Genomic DNA, 12686 nt, shown 5'->3' with positions numbered 1-12686 from the left:
ACGAGCGGCAAGCAACCACTCACCGTGAACACCCCGGAGCACTCATGCAGTCCACCGACGCCCGGATCCTCCGTGGCGCCGCGATCCCCACAGGCCTGGCAGGACTCATAGCCATCGTCGCCGGCCTCCTGATCGCAGGAGGCAAGGGCGCGCTGGGCGCGGCCATCGGGGTTGCCCTCGTCCTCATATTCTTCACCCTCGGCATGCTCGTCGTCAGCTATGTGACGAGATTGTCGCAACAACTTGTGATGGCGGCCGGCCTGATGGGCTTCCTCGTCAAGCTGGTGGCGGTGTTCGCTCTCGTCGCGGCGCTGAACCACGTGACGGTCTGGAACGCCCATGCGTTCGGCTGGACCGTGCTGGCCCTGACCATCGTGTGGCTCGCCGCCGAGGTGAACGCCACGATCAACGCGAAAACACCGTACGTCGAAACCGGCGGTGGACCGCGTGACCTCGGCAAACCGGGCACCCGATGACATTGGACTACTCCAATATGACTATGCGGCGGGTAGCCTGCTATCGTCCGGAGCGCGATGACTGGAAATGGGCGTCTGCCCACCGAGTCGGAAGACCGCGAGTTCGCCAACGCCGTGTCGGCCGCTCCCGCCACCATTCTGGCTGGGATGCTGGTGTTCGGCGGAGCGGGCTGGCTCCTCTCTCGATGGCTGGACATCCTCGCCCTGCTTCCCATAAGCCTTGTACTGGGCCTGGTCTTCGCTGGCTACCTGGTCTACGTCCGCTACGGCCGCTGAAAGCGCCGGGCGGGGCCGTGGCCCACCGAGACGACAGCAAGGTTGCCGCCTTGATGAGCTACGACAGCGAAAGGAACACCGGGTGAGTGCCCCGCACATCCTCGCCAAAGACTTCGAAGCCCCGGGACTCGGCCTGTTCGAGTGGAAGCCCCTCTTTCACGTAGGTCCCTTCGCGGTCGCCAAGCCGATGGTGCTCTGCTTCCTGGTGATGATCATCGTCATCGCCTTCTTCTGGGCCGCTTTCGCCAAGCCCCAGCTGGTGCCGCGGGGATGGCAGAACGTCGGCGAGGTCGCGTACGTCTTCGTCCGCGACGAAATCGGCCGGCCGTTCCTGGGCAAGGACACCGAGCGCTGGATGCGCCTGCTGATCCCGGTGTTCTTCTTCGTGTGGGTCGGCAACCTGATGTCGGTCGTACCGGTCGCGCAGTTCCCCGTGAACTCCCGGATCGCGTTCCCCGCCGTACTGGCCGTCCTGATCTACCTGACCTTCTGGGTCGTGGGAGTCAAGAACCAGGGCCTCTTCGGCCTGCTGAAGAACGCGACGATGCCGCCCGACCTGCCCAAGGCGCTCTACCTCATCGTCATCCCCATCGAGTTCGTCTCGACGTTCTTCATCCGGCCGTTCACGCACGCCGTCCGGCTCTTCGCGAACATGTTCGCCGGCCATATCCTGATCGCGCTGTTCGCGACCGTCGGCTTCCACTTCCTCTGGGAGAAGGTCACCCCGCTCGGGTTCGGCGTGGGCATCCTCGGTGTGGTCCTGACCATCGTCATGACCGCCTTCGAGCTGTTCATCCAGGCGGTGCAGGCATATGTCTTCACACTGCTCGCCGCCTTCTACATAAGCGCCGGACTCTACTCCGACCACTAAGACCTGACCCGCAGATCGTCAACATCTGACCGGCGGAGACGACCGCCGGCCTATCGAAAAGGAATTTCCAATGTCCTTGATCGCCGCCGCGAGCACGAACATCAACCCCGGCCTGAAGTCGATCGGGTACGGCCTGTCCGCCATCGGCCCGGGTATCGGCGTCGGCATCGTCTTCGGTCAGGGCGTCAACGCCATCGCGCGCCAGCCGGAGCTCACCAGCACCATCCGCACGAACATGCTGCTGGGCTTCGCCTTCAGTGAGGCGCTCGCCCTGATCGGCCTGGTCGCGCCCTTCATCTACACCTCCTAACCAGGACCTCTACGGAAGGCTGTGCACGCCATGTTCCTGGCCGAACACGCCGCCGGGTTCCTTGCCGCGGAGAAGAACCCGAACCCCTTGATCCCTGACGCGGCGGAGCTGATCTTCGGCACCTTCGCGTTCCTCGTCGTGCTCGTCGTCCTCGGCAAGATGCTGATCCCGCGGATCCAGACGACCCTTGCCGAGCGCACGGACGCGATCGAGGGCGGCATCAAGCGGGCCGAAGAAGCGCAGGACGAGGCCCAGAAGGTGCTCGAGCAGTACAAGGAGCAGCTCGCCGAGGCCCGGCACGAGGCCGCTCGTTTCCGTGAGGAGTCGCGCGAGCAGGGTGCGCAGATCATCGCGGAGATGCGCGAGCAGGCCCAGACCGAGGCCCAGCGCCTCATCGATCAGGCGCACGCCCAGATCGAGGCCGACCGCCAGCAGGCCTTCACCAGCCTGCGCACGGAGATCGGTGAGCTGGCCGTCGACCTGGCGAGCCGCATCGTGGGCGAGTCCCTCGAGGACGAGGCCCGCCGCCGTGGCACCGTCGACCGGTTCCTCGACCAGCTCGAAGACCGGGCTCGGGCGGAGGCGTAACGAGCATGAGAGGCGCTAGCAGGGCTTCGCTGGCCGAAGGGCAGGAGCGGCTCGAGTCCGTGTTGTCCGCAGACCCCGCATCGCTCGGCGACGAGCTGTTCGCGGTGTTGCGGCTGCTCGATCGTGAGCACGTGCTCCGGCGGGCGCTCGCGGACCCGGCCCGGCCGGTCGACCAGCGCGCCGGGCTCGCCTCGGCGGTGCTCGACGGCAAGGTCGGCGCGGCGACCGCGGAGCTGATCGCGGACCTCGTACGCCTGAGGTGGGGGCGCTCGATCGACCTCACCGACGCCGTCGAGCGGTTCGCCGTGATCGCGACGGTGGCGGGCGCGGAGTCGGACAACCGGCTCGACGACCTGGAAGACGAGCTGTTCCGCTTCGAGCGCATCGTCGAGGCGCAGCCGCAGTTGCGCGGTGTGCTCGTCGACCACCGGGTGGCGCCGGACCGCAAGGCGACGCTGCTGAACGAACTCCTCGAAGGCAAGACCACGCAGGCGACGTTGCGGCTGATCATCGAGGCCGTGACGCACCCGCGAGGACGTAGTCTGGAGCGTGTGCTCGCGGAGTTCGGCCGCATCGCCGCCGAGCGCCGCAACCGCCTGGTCGCGGTGGTGCGCACCGCGGTGGACCTGAGCGAGCGGCAGAAGTCGAGGCTCGCCACCGCGCTCTCGGCGCAGTACGACCGCGATGTTCACCTGAACATCGATGTTGATCCTTCAGTTCTGGGTGGAATGTCCATCCGGGTGGGGGATGAGGAAATCGACGGCACCATCGTTCGCCGCCTGGCAGACATCCGCCGGCGCATCGAGCGGGCGAGCTGAATCCACGCAATGGACTCACGGAGAGAGACGAAGAAGACATGGCGGAGCTGACGATCCGGCCGGAGGAGATCCGGGGCGCGCTCGAGCGCTTCGTCCAGGCGTACGAGCCGGAGGCCGCCGCGCGCGAGGAGGTCGGGACCGTCGTCGAGTGCTTCGACGGCATCGCCTTCGTCGAGGGTCTTCCCTCGGCCATGGCGAACGAACTCCTTGAGTTCGAGGACGGCACGCGCGGCATCGCGCTGAACCTTGACGTTCGGCAGATCGGTGTCGTCATCCTGGGCGACTTCTCCAAGATTGAAGAGGGCCAGCAGGTCCGCCGTACGGGCGAGGTCCTCTCGGTCCCGATCGGCGACGGCTACCTCGGGCGCGTGGTCGACTCGCTGGGCAACCCCATCGACGGCAAGGGCGAGGTCGAGACGAGCGGCCGCCGCGAGCTGGAGCTCCAGGCGCCGGGCGTCATGCAGCGCCAGCCCGTGGGCGAGCCGCTGCAGACCGGCATCAAGGCGATCGACGCCCTGACGCCGATCGGCCGCGGCCAGCGCCAGCTCATCATCGGCGACCGGCAGACCGGCAAGACCACGGTCGCGATCGACACGATCCTCAACCAGAAGCAGGCGTGGGAGAGCGGCGACCCCGCCAAGCAGGTCCGCTGCATCTACGTCGCGATCGGCCAGAAGGGCTCGACGATCGCACAGGTGCGGGCGACGCTGCAGGACGCGGGCGCGCTGGAGTACACCACGATCGTGGCGGCCCCGGCCTCCGAGCCCGCGGGCTACAAGTACATCGCCCCCTACACCGGCTCGGCCATCGGCCAGCACTGGATGTACGAGGGCAAGCACGTCCTGATCGTGTTCGACGACCTGTCCAAGCAGGCGGAGTCCTACCGCGCGATCTCGCTGCTGCTGCGCCGCCCGCCGGGCCGCGAGGCGTACCCCGGTGACGTCTTCTACCTGCACTCGCGTCTCCTCGAGCGCTGCGCCAAGCTCTCGGACGACCTGGGCGCCGGCTCGATGACCGGCCTGCCGATCATCGAGACCAAGGGCAACGACGTCTCGGCCTACATCCCGACCAACGTCATCTCGATCACCGACGGGCAGGTCTTCCTGGAGACCGACCTGTTCAACCAGGGTGTTCGCCCGGCCATCAACGTCGGTATCTCGGTGTCCCGCGTCGGCGGCGCGGCGATGACCAAGGCGATGAAGAAGGCCACGAGCAACCTCAAGCTGTTCCTGTCCCAGTTCCGTGACCTGGAGGCGTTCGCGGCGTTCGCGTCCGACCTGGACGCCGCCTCGCGCGCGCAGCTCGACCGCGGCGCCCGCCTGGTGGAGCTGCTCAAGCAGCCGCAGAACGACCCGTTCCCGATGGAGGAGCAGGTCGTCTCCATCTGGTCCGGCACCGGCGGCGAGCTGGACGAGGTGCCGATCGAGGACATCCGCCGCTTCGAGGCCGAGTTCCTCGACTACCTCAAGCGCACCGACGCCGGTGTGCTGGAGACGATCCGGGAGACCGGAAAGTTCGAGGACGACACCGCCACGAAGCTCAAGGACCTCGTCAAGGAGTTCAAGAAGACCTTCGAGACGACCAGCCACGGTCTCCTGATCCAGGAGGAGACGGTGGAGGCCATCGACGAGGGTGACGTGGAGCAGGAGAAGATCACCCGCGTGAGGAAGAAGTAGCCGATGGGTGCTCAGCTTCGGGTCGTACGGCGCCGCATCGCCTCGACGAAGTCGATGGCGAAGATCACGCGTGCGCAGGAGCTCATCGCCTCGTCGCGCATCGTCAAGGCTCAGCAGCGGGTGCGGGAGTCGGGGCCGTACGCACGGCAGATCACGCGGGCCATCTCCGCGCTGGTCAGTCACAACGTCGGTGTCGGCCACCCGCTCCTGGAGGAGCGGCCCGACAGCAAGCGTGCCGCGGTGCTGCTGATCACGAGCGACCGCGGGTTCGCGGGCGGCTACAACGCCAACGTTCTGCGTGAGGCCGAGGGTCTGATGACGCTGCTGCGCGAACAGGGCAAGGAGCCCATCGCGTACATCGTCGGCCGCAAGGGTGTCGGGTGGTACCGCTTCCGCGAGCGTGAGTACGCCGACGAGTGGACCGGTTTCAGTGACAACCCGCGCTTCGAGAACGCCGAGACGATCGGCCGCGCGCTCGTCGAGGAGTTCAGCAAGCCGGCCGAGGAGGGCGGTGTGGGCGAGATCCACATCGTCTACACCGAGTTCGTGTCGATGCTGACGCAGACCGCCCAGGTACGCCGCCTGCTCCCGCTGGAGATCGAGGAGGCCGAAGAGCTTCCCGAGCAGGAGGCCCAGGGCGGTGCGCTGCCGGCGTACGACTTCGAGCCCTCGGCGAGCGCCGTTCTCGACGCGCTCCTTCCGAACTACATCGAGAGCCGGATCTGGCACATGCTGCTCCAAGCGGCCGCGTCCGAGCACGCCCAGCGCCGGCGGGCCATGAAGTCGGCGACCGACAACGCCAATGATGTGATCCAGAACCTGACGCGGGTGGCCAACCAGGCCCGCCAGGCCGAGATCACGCAGGAAATCAGCGAGATCGTCGGTGGCGCGAACGCGCTGGCCGAGACGTCCGCGGGGAGTGAGTGAGAGCCACCATGACTGCTTCCGTAGAAGAGACCGCAACGACCGCGGCGACGGGCCGGGTCGCCCGCGTCACGGGCGCCGTCATCGACGTCGAGTTCTCGGTCGAGACGATGCCCGAGATCTACAACGCCCTGAAGATCGAGGTCACCCTCGGCGAGCAGAAGCGGCTGCTGACCCTCGAGGTCGCCCAGCACATCGGCGACAACATGGTCCGCGCCATCTCGCTGCAGCCGACCGACGGCGTCGTCCGCGGCGCGCCGGTGGTCGACACCGGTGAGTCGATCTCGGTGCCGGTCGGCGACGGCGTCAAGGGCCACGTGTTCAACACGATCGGCGAGGCCCTCGACGTGCCGACCTCCTCCCTGGAGGTCACCGAGCGCTGGCCGATCCACCGGCACGCGCCGGCCTTCGACCAGCTCGAGAGCAAGACCGAGATCCTCGAGACCGGCATCAAGGTCATCGACCTGCTGACCCCGTACGTCCGAGGCGGCAAGATCGGCCTGTTCGGCGGCGCGGGTGTGGGCAAGACGGTGCTCATCCAGGAGATGATCACCCGTGTCGCCCGTAACCACCGGGGCACCTCGGTGTTCGCGGGCGTCGGCGAGCGTACTCGTGAGGGCACCGACCTGCTGATCGAGATGAAGGAGGCGGACGTCCTCAAGGACACCGCCCTCGTCTTCGGCCAGATGGACGAGCCGCCGGGCACCCGTCTGCGGGTCGCGCTGTCCGCGCTGACCATGGCGGAGTACTTCCGCGACGTCCAGAACCAGGACGTCCTGCTGTTCATCGACAACATCTTCCGGTTCACCCAGGCGGGTTCGGAGGTCTCCACGCTGCTCGGCCGTATGCCGTCCGCGGTGGGGTACCAGCCGACCCTGGCCGACGAGATGGGCGAGCTGCAGGAGCGGATCACCTCGACCCGTGGCCACTCGATCACCTCGATGCAGGCGATCTACGTGCCCGCGGACGACATCACCGACCCCGCGCCGCACACGACCTTCGCCCACCTCGACGCGACGACGGTGCTCTCTCGTGCGATCACGGAGAAGGGCATCTACCCGGCGGTGGACCCGCTGGACTCCACGTCGCGGATCATGGACCCGACCATCCTCGGCCAGGAGCACTACGACGTCGCCCAGGAAGTGATCCGTATTCTGCAGCGCTACAAGGAGCTGCAGGACATCATCTCCCTGCTCGGCATCGACGAGCTCTCCGAAGAGGACAAGGTCACGGTGGAGCGGGCGCGCCGCATCGAGCGCTTCCTGTCCCACCCGATGTACATGGCCGAGGCGTTCACCGGTCAGCCGGGCGAGAACGTCCCGCTCAGCGAGACGATCTCCTCCTTCAAGGCCATCACCGAGGGCAAGTACGACCACCTTCCGGAGCAGGCGTTCTTCATGGTCGGCGGCATCGAGCAGGCCGAGAAGAAGGCGCAGGAACTCCAGAAGTAGTCACGGCCCGGTTCGAAGGAGAACGAAGTGGCAAAGCTGCGCGTGGAGCTGGTCTCACCGGAGCGTGAGATCTGGGCCGGCGAAGCCGATATGGTCGTGGCCAAGACCATCGAGGGTGAGATGGGCATCCTGCCCGGCCACGCGCCGGTCCTCGGCGTGATGGTGGACGGAAGTGTCGTGCGCATCCACCCGGCCGACGGCGGCGAGCCCGTCGCGGCGATGGTCTCCGGTGGATTCTTCTCTGTCGCCGCAGGCGAGGTGTCGGTGCTCGCGGAGTACGCCGAGCTGGGCGGTGAGGTCGATGTCCGCGCCGCCCGCGAGGAGTACGAACGCGTGTCGGCGCAGGAGGGCGACGAGGCCGCCGCGGCCCAGCGCCGCGCGCGGGCACGGCTGAGAGCCGCCGGCCAAGAAGTCTGATCTTCGGGGAAGCAGGGGGGAGTGGGCGGGTACCTGGCACTGAACGTAGGCGGGGTCCTCGCCGCTGTCCTGCTGGCGGTCGTCGCCGTGTTCGCCATGCTCTCGCTGCGACGGTGGCTGCTGGAGCGCCGCGGCGGCACGGTCGAGTGCAGCCTGCGCGAGCCGGACGGCCGTGGTGTGTGGCGGCTCGGCATCGGCCGCTACAACGGTGACGAGCTGCTCTGGTTCGCGATCTTCGGTTTTCGTTTCAGGCCCCGGCGGGTCGTTCACCGCCGGGGCCTTGTCGTCGCGGGCCGCCGCGAGCCGGCGGCCGACGAGGAGCCGGCGCTCCAGCCGGACACCGGCATCGTCGAGGTACGCGACGACGGGCACACCGTCGAGCTGGCGATGAGCGGCGCCGCGCTGACCGGCTTTCTCGCCTGGCTGGAGGCGTCGCCGCCCGGCTCCTCGCTGAAGTGAGGCGCCTCAGCGCTCGCCGCCGGGCTTCCACAGCACGTCACCGCGTTCGGCGTTGGCCACACGGCCGAGGATGAACAGCAGGTCGGAGAGCCGGTTGAGGTAGCGCGCGGTGAGCGGGTTCATGTCGTCGTGGACCTCGAACGCCGCCCAGGCCGCGCGCTCGGCCCGGCGTACGACGGTGCGGGCGATGTGCAGCAGCGCGCCGCCCGGGGTGCCGCCGGGCAGGATGAAGCTCCGAAGCGCCGGCAGGCCGGCGTTGTAGGTGTCGCAGGCCTCCTCGAGCCGGGTGACGTACTCCTCGGTGACCCGCAGCGGGGGGAACTCCGGGTCCTCCACGACGGGCGTGCACAGGTCCGCGCCCACGTCGAACAGGTCGTTCTGCACCCGTTGGAGGACCGCGGCGAGCTCCTCGGTCAGGTCGCCGAGGGCGATGGCCGCCCCGATCGCGCTGTTGGCCTCGTCGACGTCCGCGTACGCCGTGAGCCGCGGATCGGTCTTGGGCGTACGGCTCATGTCGCCGAGGTTGGTCGTGCCGTCGTCGCCGGTGCGGGTGTAGATCTTCGACAGCACGACCGGCTGGTCGTCGCGGTTCTTGGCCATGGCGTCAACCCTAACGAGAGTGCGGCCGATCCGGCCGGGCAGGCAACGCCGGACGCCCTTCAACGCGTCTTCCCAGGTGACAGCCGTTCCGCGGGCGGGTGACGCGGGCCGGCCTGACAAGTGGCGCCCGGCGGACCTCGGGGGCGTGCCGGGCGCCGCGATATTGCGGCGTGTCCCGGGGCTCGTGCCCCGGGACACGCCCCGCTCAGCGGGTGACGAGACCGGCCGGCGCGGCCTGGGCGGCCGGGCGAGCCGCCGCCTGGCGTACGGCGGAGCGCTCGCCGTTGACCGGCAGTGTGCTCTTGGCGAGCACCTGGACGGCGTAGGCCGCCCCGTCGGACAACTGGTCCAGGATGGTGGCGTTGTTGTTGGCGTAGGTGTCGCAGGCCTGGTGATAGCAGCCGTCGTACGGCTTGCCGGCCTCGCCGCCGTAGATCGTGGCCTCTTCCGGCGTCTTCAGCTTCTCCGCGCCGGAGTCCAGGCCACCGGCCGGGATGCCGTTGTCGATGAACGGTCCGTAGTCCGAGCGCCCGTCGAACACGCTCGGCGAGGTCGGCAGCTTGCGCTCGCCGTAGTAGTCGTTGAAGACCTTCTCGATCGCGCCGGAGCCCGCGGGCGGATTGGTGCCCGATCCCTCGGAGTCGTCGCCGTCGTAGACGCCCCGCCGGCCGTTCGGGGACCCCAGCATGTCGAAGTTGAGGTTGAGCGCGATGGTGGCCTTCTGCGCGGCGCTCAGGTGCGTCACGTAGTAGGTCGAGCCGAGCAGGCCCTCCTCCTCGGCGCCCCAGAAGGCGAATCGCACCTTGTTCTTGATCTCGCGCCCGAGCTGGGAGATCTGCTCGGCGACGGTGAGGACCGTCGCGGTGCCGCTGCCGTTGTCGTTGATGCCGGGGCCCTTGGTGACGCTGTCGAGGTGGGCGCCCATGACGATCACGTTGTCGGCGCGGCCGCGGTCGGTGTCGGCGATCACGTTGTGCGCGGTGCGCTGTTCGTTGATCGTGTTGGTCTTGATGTGCAGCTTCAGCGTGCCATCGGCCGAGGCCTTCACCAGGTCGGTGCCGAGCTGGTAGGTCGGCCCGATGATCGGGATCTGCCAGGCCTGGCCCGCCGTCCCCTCGACCGGGCCCATGCGGTCCGGCGCGGCGCCGTCGTTGTAGATCGCGATGGCGGCGGCGCCGGCGGTCTGTGCGTTGCTCGTCTTGTCGGAGAAGGTGCAGCCGCCGCGCTTGACCAGCGCGATGTCGCCCTTGGTGAATCCGGCGAAGTCGGCGGGCTCACAGCCGCTGCCCACGCCCGTGCCGTCCGGGTCGACCGCGTGGGCCGTCGCCGTGACGTCGCCGGTGCCGGAGAAGTCGAGGGTGGCGTAGTCGGTGCCGTACTTGTAGACGGGGCCGCCGGGCCGGTCGAAGACGGCCGGCGTCCGCTCCTTGAAGTAGGCGAACGGGAAGTCCTGCACCTTCGGGCGGTAGCCGGCCTTCTTGAGCTGCTTGACGATGTACTGGGTCGAGACCTCAAAGCCCGGTTCTCCGGCGGCGCGGGTGCCACCGTTGTAGTCGGCGATCTTCTGGAGGTCGTGCTGATGTCTGCGGATGTCCTGCAGCTTGACCAGCCTGTCCAGACGAGGATGTTCGGCCGCGTCCGCGGGAGCCGCCGTCACGATCGCGGCGGCGGCGAGGCCGATGAGGGTACCGATGGCGATTGTGCGCACGAGCGCCCCTTCTAATCGGTAAAGCGGAGGTAATGGACCTGAGGTTGACACTGCAGTCATCCCCCGCGCCAGACGTTGAGACCTACTCGTTGTCGAGATCGCGCACTGTTGGCTAGAACACGATTCGGTGCACTGCCCCAGAACGTCCGGAAATCGATATGGTTTGGCGAGGTTCCCCAAGGAGGCGGCCGTGTACGACTACGTCATCGTCGGTGCCGGCAGCGCGGGCTGTGTGCTCGCCTCCCGGCTGAGCGCGGACTCCGGCGCTCGAGTGCTGCTGCTGGAGGCGGGCCCGCCGGACGACGCGCCCGAGATTCACATCCCCGCCGGACTGCAGGCGCTGTTCAAGGGCCCGTACGACTGGGACTACACGACGACCCCGCAGGAGGAGGCGCAGGGACGCTCCGTCTACTGGCCGCGCGGGCGCACGCTGGGCGGTAGCTCGTCGACCAACGCGATGATCTACATCCGCGGGCACCGCCACGACTACGACACCTGGCGCGACGAGTACGGCTGCAAGGGCTGGGGCTACGCCGACCTGCTGCCCTACTTCCGGCGTGCCGAGGACCAGCAGCGCGGCGAGTCGGACTACCACGGCGTCGACGGGCCGCTGCGGGTCGAGGACCTGCGCTACAAGCACCCGCTGACCCGTTCGTGGGTCGAGTCGGCCCAGGAGTTCGGCCTGCCGGCCAACAACGACTTCAACGGCGCCGAGCAGGACGGCGTCGGGTACTACCAGGTCACCCAGCGGCGCGGACGGCGCTGGTCGACGGCCGACGGATACCTGCGGCCGGTGCTCGACCGCCCGAACCTCACCGTGCGCACCGACGCGCTCACCACCAAGGTGCTGATCGAGAACGGGCGCGCGACGGGCGTCCGCTTCGTGGCCGGCGGCAAGGAGGAGGAGGCGCTCGCCCAGCGCGAGGTCATCCTGTGCGGCGGCGCGGTCAACTCCCCGCAGCTCCTCATGCTGTCCGGGCTCGGCCCGGCGGACCACCTGCGCTCCCTCGGCATCGACGTGGTCGCGGACCTGCCCTCGGTCGGTACGGGACTGCAGGACCATCCGATCGTGCCGGTCCGGTGGCACACGCCCGGGACGAAGGCGATCTGGGAGGGCGTCAACATGCGCAGCTTCCTGCTCTGGCAGTCGCTGGGACGCGGCCCGTACGCCTCCAACGTCGCCGAGGCCGGCGGTTTCGTCCGGACCTCATCGGGCCTGCCCGCTCCCGACCTGCAGTACCACATCCTCGGGACGCCGTACGTCGGGCAGGGCCTGACCGACGTGGCGGAACGTATGATGTCGGTCTTCGTCACGGCGGTGGCGGTGGAGAGCCGGGGCACCATCACGCTGCGGTCGGCCGACCCGCGCTGGAAGCCGCTGATCGACCCGGCGTACCTGCGTGCCCCCGCCGACCTCCAGGTGCTCCTGAGCGGCATCGCGCAGGCGCGGGAGATCGCGACCTGCCGTCCGTTCGCCAAGATCGGCGGCGGCGAGGCGGCGCCGGGCGAGGGCGTCGACGTGACCGACTGGGTGCGCCACGAGGTCGTGACGCTCTACCACCCGACCAGCACGTGCGCGATGGGCGGTACGGACGACTCGGTCTGTGACCCGGAGCTGCGCGTCCGCGGCATCGACGGCCTGCGCGTCGTGGACGCCTCGGTGATGCCGGCCGTACCGCGCGGCAACACCAACGCCCCGACCATCGCGATCGCCGAGCGCGCCGCGGACCTGATCGCCGGCACGCCGCCGCTGGCGGCCGCCGACCCGGCGACCGCCGAGCCCCTGCTGCCCGCCGGCGACTGAGCGGGCCCCTCAACGAGGAATCCCGCCCGTCCGGACAGACTCCGGACTGGGCGGGATTCGGCGGGCGATGCGCCGCGGGGTCACCGCGCGCGGACCTTCGCGGACTTACGAGCGTCGCGTACGTCGTTGCCGAGGTCGCGGACGTGCTCCTTGATGATGGCCCGCATGATGTCGGGGTGCATTTTCGGCTCCTCCTGCTGCGAACCGGTCGATCCGGTCTCGCAATGTCAAGATTCGCGCTAAGCCGGGTGCCCCTGCATTGGGACGATGCACTATCTCCAAGGTAGGTAACGCCTTAGGCCGCCTTA

At 68.5% G+C, this 12686-nt stretch carries 14 protein-coding genes; 12 read left to right on the top strand and 2 right to left on the bottom strand.

Annotation, left to right across the window (positions count from 1 at the left end; all coding sequences use genetic code 11):
* Positions 1–44 precede the first annotated feature (44 nt).
* From QWU11_RS04125 to QWU11_RS04075, 11 genes are all read left to right on the top strand, one after another.
* A complete protein-coding gene (locus QWU11_RS04125; RefSeq protein WP_290103638.1) occupies positions 45–476 on the top strand; it encodes a hypothetical protein in 432 nt (143 codons plus the stop codon).
* Positions 477–533: 57 nt separating this feature from the next.
* Positions 534–752 (top strand): hypothetical protein, encoded by a 219-nt coding sequence (locus tag QWU11_RS04120; protein ID WP_290103637.1) that lies wholly within the window; start codon positions 534–536, stop codon positions 750–752.
* A gap of 82 nt (positions 753–834) precedes the next feature.
* A complete protein-coding gene (atpB, locus tag QWU11_RS04115; protein ID WP_290103636.1) occupies positions 835–1623 on the top strand; it encodes a F0F1 ATP synthase subunit A in 789 nt (262 codons plus the stop codon).
* Between the two features lie 70 nt (positions 1624–1693).
* Positions 1694–1933, top strand: coding sequence for an ATP synthase F0 subunit C (atpE, locus tag QWU11_RS04110; RefSeq protein WP_290103635.1), 240 nt, complete (start codon positions 1694–1696; stop codon positions 1931–1933).
* 30 nt (positions 1934–1963) lie between these two features.
* Positions 1964–2521, top strand: a complete 558-nt coding sequence (locus QWU11_RS04105) for a F0F1 ATP synthase subunit B (RefSeq protein ID WP_290103821.1) — start codon at positions 1964–1966, stop codon at positions 2519–2521.
* A 5-nt stretch (positions 2522–2526) separates the two neighbouring features.
* The gene (locus tag QWU11_RS04100; RefSeq protein WP_290103634.1) at positions 2527–3339 is read left to right on the top strand and encodes a F0F1 ATP synthase subunit delta; all 813 of its coding nucleotides are present in this window, start codon (positions 2527–2529) and stop codon (positions 3337–3339) included.
* Between the two features lie 38 nt (positions 3340–3377).
* Positions 3378–5015 carry a F0F1 ATP synthase subunit alpha gene (atpA, locus tag QWU11_RS04095; RefSeq protein ID WP_290103633.1) on the top strand — a complete coding sequence of 546 codons (1638 nt, stop codon included), beginning with the start codon at positions 3378–3380 and terminating at the stop codon, positions 5013–5015.
* Positions 5016–5018: 3 nt separating this feature from the next.
* A complete protein-coding gene (locus QWU11_RS04090; protein WP_290103632.1) occupies positions 5019–5942 on the top strand; it encodes a F0F1 ATP synthase subunit gamma in 924 nt (307 codons plus the stop codon).
* 8 nt (positions 5943–5950) lie between these two features.
* Entirely contained in the window at positions 5951–7390 is a 1440-nt protein-coding gene (atpD, locus tag QWU11_RS04085) for a F0F1 ATP synthase subunit beta (RefSeq protein ID WP_290103631.1), read from the top strand.
* Between the two features lie 27 nt (positions 7391–7417).
* Positions 7418–7807 carry a F0F1 ATP synthase subunit epsilon gene (locus QWU11_RS04080; RefSeq protein WP_290103630.1) on the top strand — a complete coding sequence of 130 codons (390 nt, stop codon included), beginning with the start codon at positions 7418–7420 and terminating at the stop codon, positions 7805–7807.
* Between the two features lie 21 nt (positions 7808–7828).
* A complete protein-coding gene (locus QWU11_RS04075) occupies positions 7829–8266 on the top strand; it encodes a DUF2550 domain-containing protein (RefSeq protein WP_290103629.1) in 438 nt (145 codons plus the stop codon).
* A 6-nt stretch (positions 8267–8272) separates the two neighbouring features.
* Here the strand turns inward: QWU11_RS04075 and QWU11_RS04070 are convergent, their stop codons facing one another.
* Both QWU11_RS04070 and QWU11_RS04065 read right to left on the bottom strand, forming a co-directional pair.
* Positions 8273–8866 (bottom strand): cob(I)yrinic acid a,c-diamide adenosyltransferase, encoded by a 594-nt coding sequence (locus tag QWU11_RS04070; protein ID WP_290103628.1) that lies wholly within the window; start codon positions 8864–8866, stop codon positions 8273–8275.
* Positions 8867–9071: 205 nt separating this feature from the next.
* The gene (locus QWU11_RS04065) at positions 9072–10574 is read right to left on the bottom strand and encodes a M20/M25/M40 family metallo-hydrolase (protein WP_290103627.1); all 1503 of its coding nucleotides are present in this window, start codon (positions 10572–10574) and stop codon (positions 9072–9074) included.
* Between the two features lie 190 nt (positions 10575–10764).
* On the opposite strand from QWU11_RS04065, the gene QWU11_RS04060 reads away from it, so the two are divergent.
* Positions 10765–12378, top strand: coding sequence for a GMC family oxidoreductase N-terminal domain-containing protein (locus QWU11_RS04060; RefSeq protein WP_290103626.1), 1614 nt, complete (start codon positions 10765–10767; stop codon positions 12376–12378).
* Positions 12379–12686: the final 308 nt, after the last annotated feature.

Source organism: Actinomadura sp. DC4, assembly GCF_030406325.1.
In the GTDB taxonomy this organism is placed as follows: Bacteria; Actinomycetota; Actinomycetes; order Streptosporangiales; family Streptosporangiaceae; genus Actinoallomurus.
Note: the sequence above shows the minus strand (reverse complement) of the source record. Positions and strands in the feature narration are given on the sequence as shown.